The 21,269-nt window shown below is 46.6% G+C and carries 15 protein-coding genes; 4 read left to right on the plus strand and 11 right to left on the minus strand.

Going from position 1 to position 21,269, the window contains the following annotated elements:
• Nucleotides 1-4 precede the first annotated feature (4 nt).
• Nucleotides 5-1,075, plus strand: coding sequence for a UDP-glucose--hexose-1-phosphate uridylyltransferase (locus AC1DP6_RS16395; RefSeq protein WP_477055793.1), 1,071 nt, complete (start codon nt 5-7; stop codon nt 1,073-1,075).
• A 113-nt stretch (nt 1,076-1,188) separates the two neighbouring features.
• On the plus strand, nt 1,189-2,205 hold the full coding sequence (locus tag AC1DP6_RS16400) for a GntR family transcriptional regulator (RefSeq protein ID WP_477055794.1): 1,017 nt from the start codon (nt 1,189-1,191) through the stop codon (nt 2,203-2,205).
• A gap of 96 nt (nt 2,206-2,301) precedes the next feature.
• Here the strand turns inward: AC1DP6_RS16400 and AC1DP6_RS16405 are convergent, their stop codons facing one another.
• From AC1DP6_RS16405 to AC1DP6_RS16420, 4 genes are all read right to left on the minus strand, one after another.
• Nucleotides 2,302-3,102 carry a hypothetical protein gene (locus AC1DP6_RS16405; RefSeq protein ID WP_477055795.1) on the minus strand — a complete coding sequence of 267 codons (801 nt, stop codon included), beginning with the start codon at nt 3,100-3,102 and terminating at the stop codon, nt 2,302-2,304.
• 16 nt (nt 3,103-3,118) lie between these two features.
• Nucleotides 3,119-6,355: a TonB-dependent receptor gene (locus AC1DP6_RS16410; protein ID WP_477055796.1), complete on the minus strand. Its 3,237-nt coding sequence runs from the start codon at nt 6,353-6,355 to the stop codon at nt 3,119-3,121.
• A 71-nt stretch (nt 6,356-6,426) separates the two neighbouring features.
• The gene (locus AC1DP6_RS16415) at nt 6,427-7,359 is read right to left on the minus strand and encodes a FecR family protein (RefSeq protein ID WP_477055797.1); all 933 of its coding nucleotides are present in this window, start codon (nt 7,357-7,359) and stop codon (nt 6,427-6,429) included.
• A gap of 52 nt (nt 7,360-7,411) precedes the next feature.
• Nucleotides 7,412-8,038: an RNA polymerase sigma-70 factor gene (locus tag AC1DP6_RS16420; RefSeq protein WP_477055798.1), complete on the minus strand. Its 627-nt coding sequence runs from the start codon at nt 8,036-8,038 to the stop codon at nt 7,412-7,414.
• A gap of 186 nt (nt 8,039-8,224) precedes the next feature.
• Between AC1DP6_RS16420 and AC1DP6_RS16425 the strand changes: the two genes are divergently transcribed.
• Nucleotides 8,225-9,574 (plus strand): GDSL-type esterase/lipase family protein, encoded by a 1,350-nt coding sequence (locus AC1DP6_RS16425; protein WP_477055799.1) that lies wholly within the window; start codon nt 8,225-8,227, stop codon nt 9,572-9,574.
• 61 nt (nt 9,575-9,635) lie between these two features.
• Nucleotides 9,636-11,261 (plus strand): glycoside hydrolase family 99 protein, encoded by a 1,626-nt coding sequence (locus AC1DP6_RS16430; protein ID WP_477055800.1) that lies wholly within the window; start codon nt 9,636-9,638, stop codon nt 11,259-11,261.
• A 49-nt stretch (nt 11,262-11,310) separates the two neighbouring features.
• Here AC1DP6_RS16430 and AC1DP6_RS16435 read toward each other — a convergent pair whose 3' ends face one another.
• The 7 genes from AC1DP6_RS16435 to AC1DP6_RS16465 are packed head-to-tail and all read right to left on the minus strand — an operon-like array spanning nt 11,311 to nt 21,267.
• Complete coding sequence (locus AC1DP6_RS16435) at nt 11,311-11,982, minus strand: RNA polymerase sigma factor (RefSeq protein ID WP_477026010.1); 672 nt, start codon at nt 11,980-11,982, stop codon at nt 11,311-11,313.
• A gap of 1 nt (nt 11,983) precedes the next feature.
• Nucleotides 11,984-12,571, minus strand: a complete 588-nt coding sequence (locus tag AC1DP6_RS16440) for a hypothetical protein (protein WP_477055801.1) — start codon at nt 12,569-12,571, stop codon at nt 11,984-11,986.
• Nucleotides 12,572-12,623: 52 nt separating this feature from the next.
• Complete coding sequence (locus AC1DP6_RS16445; RefSeq protein WP_477055802.1) at nt 12,624-13,655, minus strand: PorP/SprF family type IX secretion system membrane protein; 1,032 nt, start codon at nt 13,653-13,655, stop codon at nt 12,624-12,626.
• A 33-nt stretch (nt 13,656-13,688) separates the two neighbouring features.
• The gene (locus AC1DP6_RS16450) at nt 13,689-15,686 is read right to left on the minus strand and encodes an OmpA family protein (protein ID WP_477055803.1); all 1,998 of its coding nucleotides are present in this window, start codon (nt 15,684-15,686) and stop codon (nt 13,689-13,691) included.
• A 27-nt stretch (nt 15,687-15,713) separates the two neighbouring features.
• On the minus strand, nt 15,714-16,718 hold the full coding sequence (locus tag AC1DP6_RS16455) for a PorP/SprF family type IX secretion system membrane protein (protein WP_477055804.1): 1,005 nt from the start codon (nt 16,716-16,718) through the stop codon (nt 15,714-15,716).
• Between the two features lie 31 nt (nt 16,719-16,749).
• On the minus strand, nt 16,750-20,850 hold the full coding sequence (locus tag AC1DP6_RS16460; protein ID WP_477055805.1) for a PKD domain-containing protein: 4,101 nt from the start codon (nt 20,848-20,850) through the stop codon (nt 16,750-16,752).
• A 60-nt stretch (nt 20,851-20,910) separates the two neighbouring features.
• Nucleotides 20,911-21,267, minus strand: a complete 357-nt coding sequence (locus AC1DP6_RS16465) for a T9SS type A sorting domain-containing protein (RefSeq protein ID WP_477055806.1) — start codon at nt 21,265-21,267, stop codon at nt 20,911-20,913.
• Between the last annotated feature and the right edge of the window lie 2 nt (nt 21,268-21,269).

Raw genomic sequence — 21,269 nt, forward strand, 5'->3', positions numbered from 1 at the left:
TTTTATGAGCGTATTCCAGTTAGAAGAACATCCACACCAGCGGTTAAATATATTAACGGGTGAATGGGTATTGGTATCACCACATCGTACAAAAAGACCATGGAACGGTAAAGTAGAAAAAGTAGACAGAAATCCGTTGCCTGCATATGACGCTACCTGTTACCTGTGTCCGGGTAACGCCCGGATGGGCGGAGAGCTGAATCCGGATTATAAGGAGCCTTTTGCTTTTACCAATGATTTTGGGGCACTGATGGCGGATACGCCGGCCGGAGCAGAGCAGATAGATCAGTTATTACATGCGCGCGGCGTGAAAGGTATTTGCCGGGTAGTATGTTTTTCGCCCCGGCATGATCTCACCCTGCCGTTGCTCGAAGTGGCAGATATCCGTAAAGTGATTGGATTATGGGAGAACGAGTTTCGCGATTTAGCGAAAGATCCGGACATTAAGTATATACAGATTTTTGAAAACAAAGGCGAGATCATGGGATGCAGCAACCCCCATCCACACAGCCAGATCTGGGCAGCCAGYGATTTGCCGGCAGAACTGATCAAGGAAACATCTCACCAGAAAAAATATTATGAAACTACCGGAAAAAGCTTACTGCAAAGTTATGTAGCCCTGGAACTTGATAAGCAGGAGAGAATTGTTGTGGAGAACGAACATTTTGTGGCGCTGGTACCTTTCTGGGCGGTATGGCCGTTTGAAACCATGATAGTGAGTAAGCGGCATGTACCGGATATGACGCATTTCACGGAAGAAGAAAAGCTGGCGCTGGCAGATATTTTAAAAAGACTGAGCACCCGGTATGATAATCTTTTTGAAACGTCTTTCCCTTACTCTGCCGGTATGCACCAGGCGCCTGTGAATAGCGGCGCACATCCGGAATGGCATTGGCACATGCATTTCTATCCGCCGTTGCTGCGCTCTGCGGCCGTGAAAAAGTTCATGGTAGGGTATGAACTCCTGGCGAGTCCGCAACGGGATATCACACCGGAATGGGCTGCAAAAAAATTGCAATCACTGCCGGAAGAGCATTATTCCCTGCAAAAACTTGTAAGTGTAGAAAAAAGTTGATAGCTTAGTAGGACAGCATAGTACAGTAACGTGCTATGCTGTCGTTTTATAGTGAACAATTGATAACCATAAAAGAGTGGCCTCCTGGCAGCGCCCTGATTAATTTTCCTTACATGCAGGACATATACGAGCAGATACATGAACTGGAAGGAATTCCAGGCCTTTCCAAACACGAACAGTTCGTTCAGGGCATCATCAATGCCATCAATTCGAAATTGTTATCGAGGGGGGATGCATTACCTTCCGTGAATAACCTGATCGGTGAACTTGGATTTGCAAGGGAAACAATCGCCAAAGGCTATAAAGAGCTGGTGGAAAGAGGTATTGTGACGGCACGCAACCGGCAGGGTTTTTTTGTAAGCAGCGATGACACCGGGCAGCAGCTGAAAGTAGCATTGCTGTTATTTGCATTTGATACCTTCCAGGAAACATTTTACAAAACATTCCGTGCTAACCTCGGCGAAAATATTCAGCTGGATGTATTCTTCCACCACAATAACATCGAGGTATTTGAAAGCATCGTGGCTACTATTAAAGGCCGGTACGGGATGTATGTGGTAGCGCCGATTCCGCATCCCAAAACAGTTGAGATCCTGAAAGGCCTGCCCATGGATAAGTTCCTGATGATAGACCGGTATGAGCCATTGAAGGCGGATTACTCTTACATTGTTCAGGAGTTTGGAGACTCCTCGTACCATGCATTCACCACTTTAAAAGATACGATCCGCAAGTTTGATGAAATGATCTTCTACTACCGGCCTTCTACCGATACGCCGATAGAAATTCTGAAAGCATTTAAACGCTTTATTAAAGATCATAAAATCAACGGGGTAATTAAAACAGAATATGTACCCGGTACCGTTGCCAAAGGGAAAGTATATTACACCATTAACAATACAGAGTTGTGGGCCATCCTGAAAGATTGTGTGGAAAAGAAACTGGTACCCGGAAAGGATGTGGGCATCCTGTCTCACAATGATGATGTAGTAAAAGAAATTATCTGTAATGGTATCACTACTTACTCTACGGACTTTAAACTGATGGCAGAAAAGGCTGCTATTTTTGTATTAACGCGGGAAAAGGTACAGGAAGTACTGCCTACGGTGTTGATAAGAAGGAAATCTTTGTAGCAATAAATTATTTGAGTGAAAATAAAAAGAGCTGATCACAATGATCAGCTCTTTTTTGTAGATGGCCGCTATAGGTTTTATAAGGATAAATAGTTTTTAACGAAAGAAGTAAGCAATATCTTCCAGCGCGAAGCTTTCGCCCAATTGCTTTTCCGAATAGTACGGACTCACCTTGAATAAGGCGCTCTGCCCTGCTTTCAGCCCATCAATGGGACAATAGTAAAATTGAGGCTCCGGTAAGGCAGACAGGTCCACCCCTTCTTTATAAGGCAGTTCCGTAGTGCCGGCTTTGAATATTCTTACTATATACAAACTTGTTTCCTGCTCAGTGCTGGTGAGCGGGGGTAATTCTATAAATTCACTGAAGGTGTTGCCAACGTTTTTTATTGTTTTTACTGGTGTAAAAGAGAAGTCATAAGTAATATTATCATAGGTCAACTTCGAAATAGCAAAATCTACCAGACCACCGTAGAAATAAGGGAAATCAGTGGTGAACCACAGGCGGAAGCCTATATTTTCCGGGTTGGTGACAGGCGTCACTTCCATCTTATCGCTAACGGTTTTGCCATCAAAAAATATTTTTTTCTTTTGTTCGAAAGGTGTCCTGTTTACGTCAATCGTGCTGATAATTTCCTTTGTTCTTTTTTTACGCAGGCCAATTTGTTCTTTATCGTTCCGGATGACTACCAGGGCGATGGATTGAAATGTACTGTTGGCTTTCAATATAGTCAGTACTTCATTACCTTTTACTACTTCCAGCGTATCATCAGCATTATAACCTTGAAGCATCATTTTTACCACGGATACCGGGGCGATGGCTAGCTCTTTTTTGTTACAGGCGGTAAGAAAAGAAGCAATGGTGAACATGTATATAAATGATCTGCAGATGCGTTTCATGATTTTATTTTTTTATTTAGAAATTGTAGGAAACAGATAAGCTATAAGTACGACCAATGAAGCGGGTGAAGGTACGGGTATCGCCTGCTTCATATTTTTCGCTGTATCCAGGCAACCATTCAAACCGGTCGCTCCATTCATACCGGTGATCGGGTGCCACGAAGTCGGCTTTTTGTCTCCAGTGCAGGTTTTTATAGAACTGGAACGGACCATTTAATAAATTACCCATGTTGAATTTTAATTGCAGTTTGTCATGCAGCATTCTGTAGCTGATCTGAGCATCCAGTTGCTCCCGGGGCATTTCACGTTCCATTAATTGAGGATCGTCGGATACCAGGTTGGTTTTATAACCGGCTTTATTATAGGCGATATTAACCCCCACATGCTTACCGCTATACGTGATACCGGCATTTAACAGAAAAGGTACTTGTCCGTATAATTCCCGCTTGCTACTATATATATAAGTGATTTCTTTTTTGGTAGCAGGATCCGTCATAGAGTATTGACTTTGTACGGTAGATTTTTGTAACGTGAGGTTACCAAATAAGGTAATGTTTTCCAGCCATACTGCCGGTGCAATGAAGCCCAGGTTTTTCCTGGCTTCAAATTCGAGTCCATACACTTTGGCCCATTCTGAGTTTTGCAATACATAGGCAGGATTGCCGGAATTAGCATTGATGACCAATTCCACCGGTTTATCAAAATATTTATGGAAAACACCCGCGGAGATCACTTCTCCGGCGCCGGGATACCATTCTGCTTTAAAATCGTAGCTGGCAATGCGGGTGGAGGTAATACCCCCTGTCATCAGTTGTCCATCGTAGTAAGGACTATAGCGGTTAAACCGGCCATTGTCCATCAGTTCCGGGCGTACGGTGGTATTGCTCCAGGAAGCCCGGAGATTGATCTGTTGGGTAACGCTCCAGGTAAGATTGGCCGATGGCATCCATTGCCATTTCGGATCATCTTTTGGCACATAAAAACTTAGCTTGGTATTGGTGGGGTTGTTGAGCTCCGTATATGCATAGTATTCTGCACGCAGGCCCCATACCAGTCGCAGGTTGCTGAGTAATTGGTGATCAAACATTACAAAGCCTGCGTGGGATTCACTTTTGCCTTCGTAGTAGTCCAAACCGTAGGGAGTGAATGCATACAGAAAGCCGGTGGAGTCGTACATATGATTGCCCCATTCACCAACAGGCAGGTAGTGCAGGCTGTCCGCAAATTTGGTGGTGGCCGCAAGCGGTGCTATTTGCCAGCGAAACCGGCTCTTTTTTGAGTTCCCGGCATATCCTGTTTTGACGGTGCTGAAAATACTGCCTACACGAAAAGGGATGGAGGCGCTGGCAGCCCAGTTGTAATGTGTTTCATTATTTCGGAAATACGACCGGGATATTGGTAGTTCTTTAGGTTCAGTGCTACTGCCCGGACCGTAAACATAAATGTAGGTATCCCCTACTTTTTCAGGTCCGGCTGCCGTGTAGATCACATCTTTTTCATTCCGGTGTATGGCGGTTCTGGCGAGGTTCCACTCTATTTTCACTTTTCCTGCAAGGTGTTGCCCACTCAGTTTATTCTGTAGCAGATCAAGGAAGGTGGGATCATCTGTTTCCCGTAGTATTGGAGGATCATCCTTATATGGTCTGCCGTTATCTCTATCATAACCAAAGGTTCTTACCAGTGCGTTATCGAACATCCGGGTATAGGTGTTACGGAAACTAAAACGGTTGTTGCCTGTTTGCCAGCCAACATTTAATAGCGCACCAATGGTTGTCACAAAACTATAAGTGGCGCCATAATTATTTACACTGCTGTCGGTAGCCAGCCAGGAGCCGCGTCGCAGGTCCTGGTGTTCTGTAGTTGTTTGTGTATTGCGATAGCTGAGGGAACCGGTATATCCCAGTTTATTGTGCCCGGTGGTATCCAGCTTTATCGCCCTGCCGATCGTAAACTGATAATTCTGCGAGGGCATCGCTTTGTAACGATAGGTGTTGAAATTGTCGTTGTTCTTAAACTGTCGGCTTTGCTCGAAAATATCAAATGGTAATTTATGTGCCTCGTAATATATTTCTTCTGTTGGTCGCAGGTTGGCAGGATAGTGTCCTCTGTGGCCATCATCGAATGCCAGGAAATCATATTTCCCTCTGGGCCGGCTATAAAAATCCTTTCCGGTGGTTTGATCATTGTAGGAGGTACCCACACTAATGGAAGTGAAATTGGAGGCAGGAATATCTTTGGTGTTGATTTGGATCAGGCCACCACCAAAGCTGGCATTCATATCCGGTGTGATGGTTTTACTCACCACTACATTATCCACCAGGTTGGAGGGAATGAGGTCGAAGGAAAAATTCCTGGTTTGTGCTTCTGTGCTGGGTAGCGTAATGCCATCGAGCATAGCGGTGTTGTAGCGTTCTCCGATACCGCGTACAACTACGTATTTATTTTCGTTGGTGCTTACCCCACTGATACGCTTTAAGCTTTCGCCGATATTTTTATCCGGGGTACGGGAAATTTCTTCTGCACTAATGCCGTTCGTAATTTCTGCTGCTTTCTTTTGCTGCAGCAGGAGGGCGTTCACGCTTTCTTTGCGGGCATTGGCGGTAACGACCACGCTTTGCAATTGTCCTTTGCTTCTTTTAAGTGAGGCATTGAGTATAAAAGGCGGATTATCTTTTACGTCAACATCGGTGATGGCTTTGGTGCCATACCCAATAGAGCTGATCATGGCTTCATATTTACCCGGCGACAGTAATATGGTGAAGGCGCCATCAGCATCGGTAACTGCTCCTTTGTCGGCGATCCGGATAGTAGCACCAATAACAGGTTTGCCATTTTCATCATCCAGGATCCTGCCCGTTACTTTTCCCTGTTGTTGTTTGCCTGCTGCCGTCCGTCCTGCTTTTACAGATATGTTTTTATCCTGCAGGGAAAACTGCAGTCCATATTGTTGCTGCAGCTGATGCAACGCTTCTCCCAGCGTAATATTGGCGGCATGAAAGGCGGAAATGGCCACTGCATTTAATTGTTCTGCAGCGAAAGTGAATCCGTAACTGCTTTGTTTGTCGAGTGCCTCAATGACCTTTAAGCCGGTAGTGGCCTGCAGGTGAATGGTTATTTTTTCTGTTAACTGATTAAGTTGTGCTCTTGCGGATAGCTGGAGCAATGTTAAAGTGAGCAGGAAACAATAAAATAACCGGCCCTGTTTTTTGTGACTTTTGTACTTCCCCCTTTTTTGGGTAAAATTGTAGTTCATACTGGTACTTGTGTTTTTTTAAATGCAGGTATTACAAAGGGGGGTGTTGGTCGCACCTCCTTTTTTTGCGCTTATTGGATAATGACGATGCTGTCTTTTACTTTATACTTTAAATCGTGCGGAAACAGGATGGCCGACAATGCTTTCTGCCAGCTGGTTTTCCCCATAGAAGCGGTCACCGTTTTATGTGCCAGCTGCTGTGGGTGATACTGTATCCGGATATGATAATGTGTTTCCAGTTGCTGAAGTGCTTCCGATAGTGGGATGCCGTTAAAAGAAAGCCCGCCGGTGGTCCAACAGACTACATCATTGGTAAAGGTGCTGGTGGATAATTTGCCGGTGGCTGGCTCATAACGCAGTAGCTGTCCTGGTTCCAGCAGACTTTGCTGCTCCGGCCTACCTGCCGGATACACCGCTATTTTGCCTGCCGTGAGTGCTACCCGTATTTGTGCGGCACCTTTGTGTGCTTCAATGTTAAATGCGGTGCCGAGTACGTGGGTTTCCAGCCCGGCTGACTGCACGATAAAAGGTCGCTTATCATCGGTGGCGACTTTAAAGTATCCTTCTCCCGTAAGTATTACCTGCCGTACTTTATGATTATAGTCAGAAGACCAGGTGAGGGTAGAAGAGCGGTTGAGTATGACGGTACTACCATCGGGTAAACCGATAGACTTCATATGCTGGTCGTCACTGTTTACCACATATTGTTGGATGGGTTGGGTGGTTGGTTTTAGCAGCAGCCAGCCGATGGCTATCAGGCAAAGCAGTAGGGCGGCTACGGCTAAAAGAGGCCGACGGTACCGGTGCGTTTGTTTAGGTGCCGCCGTGATTGTTTCCCGGGAAATAGCCTGCCAGAGGCGTTCCTGTTGCCCTGTCGCGACATGCTCTTCCGGGATATCCAGTTGCCAGAGCCATTGCCATAGTAAAGATGCCTCCTTTGGACTGCTGCGCCGGTGCAGGAATTTATGCAGCAGCAGGTCTAATCGTTTTTTATGTTGCGCCATACAGGTAGTAATTGCGCAAACCGGAATAATGGGGGAAGCTTTCTATGTTAACTTAATATGAACTCTCCAGGATGGTTAAAAAAGTAGGTAGCAGGATGATGCCAGCTGGGTATTGTTCTCCTGCTTTACGCAGGCGGATCATRCCCAGCTTCAGGTGTGTTTTTACCGATTCCGGGGAAATATTCAATTCGGCCGCAATGTCATTGGTTGTCATGCCGCGGTAATGCTTCAGGGAAAATACGGTTTGCATTTGCGGCGGCATCATGGCGATGGTCTGCGTAATAATATCCTGCAGTTTGCCATATTCTGTTTCAAAAGAAGCATGGGGGAGATCTGCTGCTTCCGGCGACTCTTTGATCTGTGCCTCATAACGGGCAAAGTCTTCATAGTGTTTTTCCTGGAACCCTTTTTTCCTGAAGTATTGAAATATTTTCAGGTAGACACAGGATACCAGGTAGCTTTGAAGGCTCACACTCAGTACCAATGGTTCCTTTTTGCGCCATAATTCTATGAAAAGTTCCTGTACGATATCTTCCGCGTCCTGCGCATCGGCTGTTTTACGGGCGGCGAGCTGAAAGAGCAGCTGCCAGTACTGGTCAAATAACTGCCTGAAAGCTCCGGCATCATTTTGACGGATACCCTGCAACAATTCCATATCCTCCCGGAAGTTCGCGTTCATGTGTAGATATATCTCTGCAAATGTAATCGGGCAATGTTACCAAACCATTAAGATATGATGGGCCTTTTTTGAAGAAAAAAAGATGTTAGTCCCGATGTTAACGGATCTGTTAAGCTATTTGTTAATCGTGCTTGGCGTTCTTTGCCTTTAATAAACCATTCCACCTGTTCACCAAATTCTGCGTATATGAAAACGAGCATCTATCTGTTTGTACTATTGCTCACGGCTTGTCTGTCGGGCGCCTGTAGCAAATCGTATTTAAAAGAATCATCACCCCGGTCTGCTGCCGATGCGGTGACTATAAAAACAAATGCCGCCATTGCAGCATTGCCTGGTGAATTAGGCGACCCCAACATCCGGTATTTTGGTCGATGGGATTTCAGCAATACCAGTCAGTATATGAATTACTGGGGAGGCGGTTATCTCCGGGTTAAATTTACCGGTACCACGGTGAAAATTAAAGTAGGGAATGCCACCAATTATTTTGCAAAGATCGATAGCGGTCCCTGGGTAAGTTACCTCAATGCCAGTGGTACCATTAACCTGACGCCCACACCGTTGCCGGCCGGAACGCATACTGTCAGTGTGGCGCAGGGGAAAGACTATAACTATCTGTTCAGCTTCCAGGGATTTGTACTCGACCCGGGCGCTACTACCAGCACACCGGCAGTGGCCAACAACCTGATTGAATGGATCGGTGACTCTATTACTGCCGGCTATACGGATGCACAGGCGAACGTATCCGGCTATCCGTGGGTATGTGCAGAACTGCTGGGTACAGAGCATACACAGATCGCCTATCCGGGCATTACGCTGGTAAGCGGTTTTGCTACGCAGGGAAGTATGGAGGTACAATATTTTAAACTGCAGAATTCATCCTATGCCAATTCTCCTGATTGGGACTTTACACGGTATACGCCAAAGATCATTGCAATTAATCTTGGTACCAATGATAATAATAAGCAGGTGCCGGATGCGCAATTTCAAACGGCCTATATTTCTTTTCTGGCTAATGTGCGCAATAAATTCCCTGATGCTGAAATCTTTGTGCTGAGAACATTTATAGGTGTAAAAACCGCGCCTACTGTAGCTGCTGTAAACGCGAGGATAGCAGCAGGTGATAATAAACTACACTACGTGGATACCAATGGCTGGCTCACTACTGCCGACTATACCGATGGTCTGCATCCCAGTGTAAGTGGTAATATCAAAGCAGCTAACCTGATAAAACCCATCCTGGCGTCTTACTTGAGCGGTGGAACTGCCGGCGGTGTTGTCTTCTACCAAAATACCAACTATGGTGGCGCTGCCAGTCAGCCGCTGCAGCCAGGTAATTATACCCTGTCACAGTTGGCGGCGGTGGGTGTGCCCAATGACTGGGCTTCCTCCGTAAAGGTGCCTGCAGGGCGCACGGTAATACTTTATGGAGATGATAACTTCAGTGGCGCCTCGTGGACCCGGACAGCCGACACGCCGGATTTTACCACTTTGTCGCCCAACGCAAACGATAAAATATCTTCTGTACGTATCCAGTAGCATCATTCATTCCCAACCCGAATGAACTGCTCTTTTTTTAACCATCTCAAACCACGTTTTTATGAAAGCACTATCAAAAAATGATAGCTCTGTCGTTGCCCGTTCCAGGTGGCAGATTATTTTCCGGAGCTTTAACCACATGAGCTGTTATGGGCTGTTGCTCCCCATCGTTATGAGCTGCACAAAAAAGATGACACCGGAAGTAGATACGGTGAAAGACGTGGCTGCTGTGAATGTGAGCGCAGCTGCTTTCCCGGTGTCGCCTGCCGGCGATGTGGTGGGCAAGCTGGTGGTAGGTTACCAGGGCTGGTTTGCCTGCAAAAATGATGGCTCTCCGCGCAATAGCTGGGTACACTGGGGCAGCAGTCCTGGCGGCAATGCACCTTCTCCCGGCAATCAAACCTTTGAGCTGTGGCCGGATACAAGAGAGTACACCACCACCTTTGCTACGGGCTATGCTAATCTGGGCAACGGGCAGCCGGCCAACCTGTTTTCTTCCTGGACACCGCAAACGGTGAACACCCATTTCCGCTGGATGCAGGAATATGGAATTGACTGTGCCGCCATGCAGCGTTTTGGGAAAAGTGATGCGCAGAAAGATGGTATTGCACAAAGAGTAAGGGATGCCGCACAAACGTACAACAGGAAGTTTTACGTGATGTATGACATCTCCGGCTGGACAAATTTCCAGACAGAAATAAAAACGGACTGGACTAACGTGATCGTAAACGCGCTGCAGCTGACGGGATCTTCTGCCTATGCCAAACAGAATGGTAAGCCGGTGATCTGTATCTGGGGAGTAGGTGTCAGCAACCGGCCGGGCAATGCCACCTCCTGGCTGGATGTCATTAACTTTTTCAAGAACCAGGGCTGTTATGTAATTGTGGGTGGTCCGAGAGACTGGCGCACACAAACCGCCAATCTGCCGGCTTTTGATGCCAGTAATATGATCATGCCCTGGGCTACCGGCACTTTTTCAAACATTACAGGGGCTAACAATTATGCCAGCGTGGTAGCCGCTGATTTTGCCTATTGTAATTCCCATAACATCGATTACCAGGCAGAAGCCTTCCCTGGCTTTGCATGGTCTAACTGGAAAGGTGGTGCGCAAAACTTAATACCCAGATTACATGGTGATTTCATGTGGCAGCAGTTTGCCAATATCCGTAATGCGGGCGTGCCCAGCGTATATGTGGGCATGTTTGATGAATATGATGAAGCCACGGCTATTGCCAAAGCTGCAGAAAACGCGTCCATGAAACCAACAAATCAGTATTTTCTATCGCTAGATGCAGATGGCGTAGCTGTTTCTGCAGACTTCTATCTCCGTCTCACCAGCGATGGCGCTAAAATGATAAAGGGACAAACCGGACTGGTATGGTCGCATCCTACACCGCATGTAACCAGCGGTGGCAGCAGCGGCATTGTTTTTTATGCGGACATTAATTACGGTGGTGCTGCCGGTCAGCCGCTGGCAGTGGGTAACTATACAACGGCGCAGCTGACAGCACTTGGCATCACCAACGACTGGGCTTCTTCTGTTAAGGTGCCGTCCGACCGGACCGTGATCATGTATGCGGGGGATAATTTTACGGGTACTTCCTGGACAAGCACCAGTGATACACCTAGTTTTCTTACCCTGAGTCCAAGTGCCAATGACCAGGTATCTTCTGTAAAAGTTCAATAGCAAATAGCCGGCCTGGATGCAAATCCGGGTCGGTTACTTTACCGGGCTGTTACACGGATACCAGGCTCTCCACACCTTCCTGTTTTCTTAAATTCATCAGTGCATATCTTACTCTTCCCAATGCGGTATTAATGCTGATACCAATGGTTTGCGCCATTTCTTTATAACTCAGATCGGCATAATACCGGAGTATCAATGCTTCGCGTTGTAAGCCGGGCAAACGATCGAGCATCCTATTGATTTCCTCACTCACTTCTGCTTTGATAATAAGATGTTCCTGGCTGTGTTCTGACAACTCCATGCTATCGCCCAGTGCATCGTTGTAGGAGATGACCATGGTATGTGCTTTTCTGAAATGACTGATACAGGCGTTGTGGGCTATTCTTACCGCCCAGGCAAGGAAACGGCTGTTATCCACATAGTGGCCGGATTTCAGTGCATTCACAATTTTGATAAATACTTCCTGGAAAATATCTTCTGCCAGGTTTCTATCTCTTACCAATAGAACGATGGTGGTAAAGATCCTGTTTTTATGGCGATGTACCAGGGTGGTAAAGGCCGGGTTATTTCCTGAAATATAGAGGCGGATTAATTCCTGATCCGTCAGGTTGCTATATAGGTTCATGCGCGTGATCGTGTATTGTTGGTCAATGAATGTTTTTTGAATGGGGCCACCCTGAATAGGGCAGCCCTGACACATATTGGTGGCTGGTATAGCCAACCTAGTCCTTTAAGTTTAAATATTTTTTTACCTGGTTGTAATCATTCCAGTCAATGCCGGCAGCACTTCTGGCCGTAACACCGCCCGGAATAATTACATATCTGTACTGGTAACGTTTGTCAGTAGTGGTACTGATAGGTGCATTGCCGATCAGATCAATTTTACCCAGGTAGGCTACAAACCTTACCAGGTAACCATATTCATCTACATACGGTAATGCCTGTACGAAAGGAGTGGCAGCGTTACCGAGATTGATGTATACATTGATAGACGCATTGGCGAGCAAGGCAGCATTTAACTTCGCGGCAGTCAGCGTAGCACCGTAAATGATGGTGTTAATAGTACCATTCTGATTAAAGATGGTATCAGCCGGCGCAAATGTTACATCCTGCCAGGTAGAATAGATAACGTTCGCACTACCAGCTGCACCTGAATCGCCCTTAGGACCAGTGGCACCCGGTATGCCCCCAGGGCCGGCAGGACCCGCTGGACCTGCAGGACCAGCAGCGCCGTCTTTGGAGCAGGCAGCAAAAAATAATACAACAGCAGTGATCAATGCATAGGGCATAAAACGTGTAATCTGTTTCATAATGACAATTGTTTTGTTTTTATTTATTAATGAAAGAATCAATTAAAAAATACTACCAGACGTTACGTGGGCAGGTATCTCCATACTTGTTGCCGAGCAGAAAACCAATCATGATTTCATGTGATCCTTTGCTCACCGTATTTAAAGATGATGCCGTATAGTCGTAGGAGTAACCGATGTTAAACTGTGAGTTGATATTCAACCCAAACATGGCTGCTACGCCGTCATGCAGCCGATAGGAAGCACCCAGCCAGAGCCGGTCGCGATACATGAACCTGGCATTGACATCTACGCTCAGTGGCATGGCGGTAATCATTTTCAGCATCACTGATGGCATTACATTCAGATCATCGTTTATCCATAAACGATAGCCTGTAGTAAAGAATAAATGCGGCACCAGTTTACCACTATATAGAGAGTCGCCAACCAGTTTACCGTTATCAAATCCGATTTGCTGCGGTATAATATTCTGGGCCGATAAGCCTGCAAAAAAATCTGCTGAGTACAACCATAATCCTGCATTTACTTCCGGTTTCCATTTGTTCAATACACCGGAGCTGCTGCCCAATACCGGATCGGACGGATCAAAGAAGGATACTTTGCTGGCATCGAGACTCACCTGTTGCATACCTATGCCAATGCCTGCACTGACGCTGGTTCTGGGCGACAGGTTAATATGATGTGCATATGCACCGGTAACGGAGAAACGATTCAGCGGACCGGTTCTGTCGTTCAGGATCGTGAGCCCTACACCCGGATGCGGGGGAGGAGTGGTATAATCCTGCCAGTACGCTTTACCCCTGGGATTGTTTCCTTCCGGATCAAAACCGGTAGGAGAGGCGGTATTGTAATCCGATTTACGCAGTGGCCCCTGCAGGGTCAGGTACGTAGTGACCGGCGCTCCTTTCATACCTACCCACTGATGCCGGTGACTCAGGCGCAGGTCCCAGTAGTTTTCAATACCTGCCAACGCCGGATTGATAATAAAAGGATTCATGATATACTGCGTGTAATGTGGCTGTTGCTGTGCATGGGTAAAATGCACCAGCAAAACAAGCAAACCTATGAGCACAATGTTTTTCATGGATCAGCGATTTTGGATTAAACAGCCGGGCTGTTACTTTTTAATAATGGTAAATGCCGTTCTCCTGTTCTTTTGTCTTCCTTCAGGATTATCAGTGCCATCTTCCAGGGTATTGGGAGCTACGGGTTGCGTAGCACCATAACCGATGTAAGTAAGTCTGGATGATTCAATGCCTTTGTTCACGAGATAGTCGACACAACTTTTTGCACGGGCTTCAGAGAGGCGTTGGTTAAATGCTGCTTTACCTTTGCTATCCGTATGCGCGCTGAGTTCTATGTGCATGGCCGGATTAGCCGCCAGCAGGTCCGCCAGTTTGTCGAGTGATGCAAAAGAAGCTTCCTGCAACGTTGCCTTGTTGAAATCGTAATACACGTTCTCCAGCACTACCGGGGCTTCTGGTGTAATGATTTTTGTGAGGCATAATACCGGTGCGGTGATAGCTGCCGTATCTTCATTCAGGGGAACGCTGATTTGTTGTGAGTTAGTCGTATATCCGTTGGCATTAGCTATTGCTTTTAACGGTAAGTAATCTTCTACTGTAAAAGCGTAGCTACCATCAGTGTTGGTTTGCTGTGTGAATATGACCTTATTGTTGACCGTATCAATAATATTGATAGCGGCGCCGGCCAGCGGGGTTTGGTTGTCGCAGGAGATAACAATACCACTGAGTTGTTTTAACGGACGGTTTTTATGCACAAAGAATAGTTCCAGGCAACAGGCCGCTGCGCGGTCAGTACCCAGCAATACTTCATCCAGCAGGTTTTTATTATTGCTTCTGCTGGCGAAATAGATATCATCTTTTACGGAGTTTACCGGGTATCCCATATTCACCGGGGTTTTCCAGCTACCAATGTTTCCTTTGCTGGAGAAAAAGTCGTAGCCTCCCATACCGATACGGTTATCGGCAGAGAATATTAATGTGCCGGTAGCTGCATGATAAAACGGTGATTGCTCGTTGCCGGCAGTATTAATGACGTTACCCAGATTGGTGGCCTGTAACGGTTTACCGGTTTCGTCGAGGGTAGCATACCATAAGTCGAAACCACCATATCCATCGGCTCTGTCACTGGCATACAACAATGTTTTGCCATCTCCCAAAAGATAAGGTTGCTGGGTATTATTTCCTGCAGTGTTCACCAAGGCATCCATTAGTACCGGCTCATTCCAGCCATCACCGTTTTTGCGGGCAATATAAATAGCAGACGTTTTTTTGCCATGATCTATATGCCAGCGGGTAAGGAATAATGATTGTCCATCCGGCGATAAACAAGCAGCACCCTGATGCAGTCCTTCCGGTTGATTCAGCTTCAGCAGCCGGATATTGGATATTTGTCCGGCTTCATAATCGCCCGTATATAAACGATTGATGTAAGTATGATTTTTCTGAAGAGAACTATCTGGCCTGGTAGAAGTAAATATGAGATTGCTGCCGCTGTTCCACACCGGCGCATAGCTGGCACCGGTGGTGTTTAGCGCTGCCGGCGCTTTGCTCACCTTGTACTCCGATAAATCTTTTTTATTTAACTGTGCCGTAATAAATTCCAGGTTTTGCAATTCTCTTTTCGCAGCTTCTGAGAATTTATCATTGCTGGTATAGTTATTCAGGAAATTGCGGAAGGCCTGTGCGGCGTCTTCATATTTAGCCAGTGCCCGCAGGGAAACAGCATAATAGTAGGCGGCCAGCGGAAAGCTGGTTTTATCCATTTCCATGGCAGATTCGTAATAGGGGGCTGCCTTGCCATAGTTATGCAGGTTGCGGTAACTTTCGGCCAGCTTGTACACGGCCTGCTGTTCGCTGCTGACTTTTATCGTTTTATTTTTCGTTACAGACACAGCTGCATAAGGCTTGTAAGTATCCGGCTTCACGGTTTTAGTGCGGGAGCCCAGGTACTTTTCGTAATAGGTAGCGGCGGAGTTGTAGTCTTCCTTGCTGTAGTACTGATCTGCAGCTTTCAGGTAGTTGTACGTAAACTGTGCATACGACACCATACCTGATAACAACACTGCGGAGGTAAAAAATATTTTTTTCATGAGATACCTGTTGCGTTTAAAAGTTGATTACAATCTTGGACAAACAAATTCTACGTCCGGTGTTCTGACAGATTTGCGGCCGATGAATGTCAGCGATATTTCAAAGCTGTTGGACCCATGGGCCATTTTGCTGAGATCAGAAGTGTTGATATCATAGCTGGCGCCCAGCATCATATTTTTATAAATAAATCCTGCGTGGGTAGTAATCGCATCTTTGTACCGGTAGTTCAAACCAAGGAGGAAATCAGTACCCGGAGCGGCATTCAGCTGACCGTAGGCACCGATCATTTTTTCCTGGGCAGGTCCCTGTAGCATGTAAAGGAAGTTGGGCGTAATACTGAGTTTATCCGACAACGTTAGTTTCACCCCTCCATGCACATTGAAGCGCATTGGGAACCGGGCATCTCCTTTGGCGCTGAACTGATCCTGTGGTTTTGTGAGATGCATAACAGAGAAGCCACCATAGATATTGAAATTTTTCCCGGGGGTAGCATCATAGTACAAGGCACCGGCACCAGCATCAAAAGAAGCCGCCGAGTTGCGGGTGAGTCCATCAGAGATAGGATTGCCCGGATTGTAACCGGTAACGGGATTCCATTGCTCACCATAGGTCAGCTTGGAAGGGTCAAATTTGCGTTGAATAAAACCCAGCTGTAACCCGAAGTTCAGCTGATGATAATGATTCGCATCCAGCTTTACACCGGTATAGGCAGCACTTACGTAAGCAGTGGTGTAGTTGTATCCACCATCGCCGGCAGTTTGATTTAATACGCTGGCGCCGATGTTGATGTTCTTTGCAGTAGGTATTTCTCCGCTTACCCCATATGTTTTAAAGGGACTGATATTTCCCCACTGGGTGCGGTAAATAGCTGCTACGCGGTAGTCGCCGTCAAATACACCGGTGAGTGCAGGATTTAACCATGACGGATATACGTAGTACTGCGAGAAATGCGGATCTGTCTGTGCCATTAACCGGGTACCGGTGCATAAAGCAGCTGCAGAGAGGACTAGGGTTGCAATGATTGTTCTCATTTACAATATATTTTTATGTGAATGATTTACTTTACCTGATAATAGTTACATAACCTGTAATGGGTGCCATGCCTGCTCTGAGCCGGATGACATAGTAATACGTGGCCATTGGCAGCTGATTCCCTTTGAACCGGCCGTCCCAGGGGACGTTGTAGCCAGTGGAGCGATACACTCTTGCTCCATACCGATTGAATATTTCCACTGTACTTTCTGCATAATCAGCCAGGTTGGTGATGATCCAGGTATCGTTGATATTATCACCATTGGGCGAAAATGCATTGGGTGGTGCCACGGGCTTCAATACTTTCACGGTCATAGCATCACGCGCCATGCAGCTGTGTTTGCCGATAGCTGTCAGCGTATAGGTCGCATCGTGCATCGCAGGTATTACGGGCGACAGCAGGGTAGGGTCCGGGAAGTCTGCCGGGGGATCCCAGTTGAAGCGCAGGTTAACCGAATCATTGGCAACTGGTTTGAAGCTGATGATGGTGCCCTGCGCAACTACAAAGGATGGTCCTGCATCGATGATGGGTTGCAGGTATACGATTACCTTGCTGCTATAAGCAGAAGAACCGCAACCCGACTGATTTGCTACTTGCAGCTGCACGCTGTATTCACCAGGGGCAGTATATTTTTTTACCGGATGCTGCTCTGTGGAAGTGGTACCATCACCAAAACTCCATTGCCATTTATTAATGGTGCTGGTAGGATCTGTACTCAGATCAGTAAACACATTATCGGCGCCCTGGCAAAGGGTATCCGGTGTTACTTTAAAGGAAGCTACCGGCTGACCAAAGAAGGCGCTTAATGTTTTGGTAGCAGAATCCTTACAACCACTGGCAGTGGTGGCGATCAGCTTCACGTTAAACGGACCAAAGGCTTTGTACTGCCAGGTGGGATCTTTCGCGGCTGAGCCGGTACCACCATCGCCGAAGTTCCATTGGTAGGTGAGTGTTGATTTATCTTTCACCGTGGTCAGGTTGGCAAAAACAGCAGTGCCATCGGGCATACATACTTTAGCCGGCAAACTGAAATCTGTTGCTGGTAAAGGATGTACAGCTACTATAGCTTTGGCRGTGTCACTGATACAGTTATGATCACTCACGGCCACCAGCTTCACGAGGTAGTTGCTGTCTTTCTGATAGGTGATGGTAAACGGATTGTTGTTGGTGTTGTTTTTCAATGTACCATCAGCCAGGTCCCATTTCCAGTTGGTGATGTTGCCCGCTGAAATAGTGGATTGGTCAGTGAAAACAGTATTCTGTCCGAGGCACAGATTGGCTGCTGCAGTAAAGGCAGCTGTAGGTTTAGGATATACCACCATCGTAGTGGAAATGGAATCGGTACAACCACTGTCTGTATTAAATACATACCAGATCGTATGTGTACCGGTGCCGGCGGTGGCAGGTGTAAAGTTACCAGCGGAATCCGTTGCCGGACCACGATAAAAACCTTTACCCGCCACGCCGTTTTGTACAGTGGCTTTGCCTACTGCGATGGTGCCAGGTACATTTACACAAACACCGGTTAATGCAGCGTAAGCCAGTTGTGGTTTCAGTTTAAAGGTGGCCGTAACTGTTGTATCTTTCGTACAGCCTTTATTGGTAGTCACACTATATTTAATGCTATACGTTCCAAACTTTGTATAGTTATGTGTGGGATCTTTCAGTACAGAAGTGTTGGGATTGGCGCCTGTTGCGTTGGCGTCTCCGAAATTCCAGGCATGGGTGCTGATGGTTTGTGCATCAGGTACCACGGCACCACTGGTAAACTGAACCAGGCCACCTACAGGCAAACAATCGCCCGGGTAAGCAAACAGCGGAGTAGGCTTTGCATATACGGTCACCACCTTTGTTACGGTATCACTTATACACAGGTCACTCACTTTTACCACATGTTTGATGGTATAGGAGTTGTGATCTTTGTAAGTAATCGTTTGTACGGCACCGGTAGTCGCATTTAACACGGAGTCGTTACCGAAATTCCAGTACCAGGATTTTAATGGCGCAGTGCCTCCATAGGTCGACTGATCCGTAATTTTTAATGTGCCTGTTTCGCATATGGCAGCCATATCAGTGGTAAAGGTGGCCACGGGTTTCGCTACTGCTGCTACGGTGAAGGAGGTATCTCCCACGCAGCCATCTCTTGAAATAACGGTGAGTTTTACCGCAGCATTGCCAACCGGAAATACTTTGCCAACTCTCACGCCACTATCTTTTATTGCGCCGGGAAATTCCCATTGCCAGCGATCAATCAAAGGATCTTTTAAACTGCTGTCTCCTTTAAAATAAACCGTATCCAGGGTGCAACCGGTGTAGGTATAGGTCATCACCGCACGGGGCTTACCTTTTACGCTGACGGTGAATCCCACCTTTTCTGTGTGCGTACAGTTCTCAATGCTGGGATGTGTGGTCAGCACCGGCACATCATATTCTCCTATGGCACTAAACTGGTAGGTGCCTGGCAAAGTATATTTATAGTAAGTAATACCGTTGATCGACACGGTGCCGGTACTTACGGGTGCGTTATCTGTTACATCGGCATTGGGCGTAACTGCCGTGCCGAGTGCGCTGAGCTTCCATACCATTTTAGTAGGCTGATAGGCCATTAAAATGGAGAGCTGCACAGGAGTATTGGTACAGGTAAAATCATTGGAACTTTTTGAAGTATCATAACTGTTATGAATGGACCCTACTGCATTCAGGTTGTTGATCAGCGTACCAGCATTGTAGCCATAGCTTTCTACGCTTCCGAGGCCATAAGTAACGGCGGTAAAGGCAGAATCACTTTTTACAATACATTGTGCAGGTGCCGCCGCCCATCTCTTAATGACTACCGTATAGCCGGGGAGGTTAGGATGCGGGTAAGAGAAGTCATACAAAGGGCTACCATCTATCAACAGGGAAGGAACACCTAACGTAGGTATGATCATCGTGAGATAGTTGGTTTCAATAAACTCCCGGTTGTTGCGGTAAAATCCAATCCGTTTGATGGCCTGTTCCACAGGGCTCAGGTATATCATTTCCGGATCACCGAGGCCGCCGGTATTGCCACAGGCGCCTGATGAAGACATAAACTGCGCCACCAGTACCGGTTTATCCGATTCAATATAATCGGCGGTATTACTCACAAATTCATAATAAGAGTTAGCAATCAGACTGCCGGCCGGTAGGATCACGCCGTTTCTTTTTACCACTGTGGTTGGATCTTTCACCGCCACTTTATAGATATTAAATTGCAGACTGGATGCCACGTCGTCTTCAGAAGTAGGCGCTGTGAGATAACGTTTACCCCATGCCTGGAAAGGGAAGATCTGTTGAATATTATTATCTCCGCTGCTGCTACTGTTGTTACAGGTGATAGCGGTTCGGCTGCTGCCGGAGAATACTGCTACGGGATAACATTGCCCCGCCGGATTACCTATGGATTTAATAGTAGTACCTGTGAGTTGCCGCCCAACGCCGCTGCCGAGTGAGGCGCCTACCAGCTGGTAAATATCGCCGCGGTTCAACGTAACAGTGAAAGGCACACCCGCCGGCCGGCCATTGCGCGTTAATACAGATGGCGTGATTTCTACCACGGTATTATTCTGATTTGCAATTACAAACATCCAGGAGAAACAGTCGTCTGCATAGTTCTGCATACTGTTGACGGAGATATAGGAATATCCCCAGGTTTCTTCCGGCATCAGCATGGTAGCACCCGAAGAGGCACTGCCATAAATATGTGCATAGGCTACAATGGGCACATTACTTTGTATGTGTATAGACTTACCTGTGAATACGCCTTCTCCGCCGGTACCACCAAAGGAGGGAGGCAGGGAATACAATCTTGCATCTATACCGCCTGATTTCGGAATCAGGTCAGAAGCAATAACCGTATTAGCGGGAATATTATAGGTACGTGTCCAGGTAGTGCCGGTAATGCTGACAGTTACGGTAGCCGGCTGTTCTGCACTGAGGTACAGGATCATTTCCTGGCTGTTGCTCTGTCCCATTTCCATAAACTGATGGTGTCCGTAGCCCACCCAGAAATCTTTCCCCTTGTTGGAAAGATTCTGGGCGTATGCAACATTGGCCACGGAGGAAATCAAGATAAGGGATATGGCAATGCAAAGTTGTTTTGCCGACATGCAAGCCTTATAATATGTTAATTTGGTTGACATCTTCTTCAATTTTTCATATTGAAATGATTATTGTTTGATGATCATCTTCGACGTCCTGGTTCCATCTTCAAAAATGGTGTTCAGCATATAAGCGCCGCGTTGTATATCCCGCACATACATCTGGTTATTTTTTCCGGTAGCTGTCATCTTTTTAATGGGTTTGCCATCCATGGTATAGAGTACCAGTTGTTGAATTGGTTGGCGGGACTTTATATTCAGTGCAGCAATTACCGGGTTAGGATATACGAGTACGGATCTTCTGTCCATCATAATACTGTCTATTCCCTGTCGTGTCGGTCGGATGGTTGCATTGGCCATAGGCCAATGCAACATTAAACATCCGATGACAAACAGTAACGACTTCACTATGCTGATTTTTTTCATAG

Source organism: Chitinophaga sp. 01L420 (genome assembly GCF_056399985.1).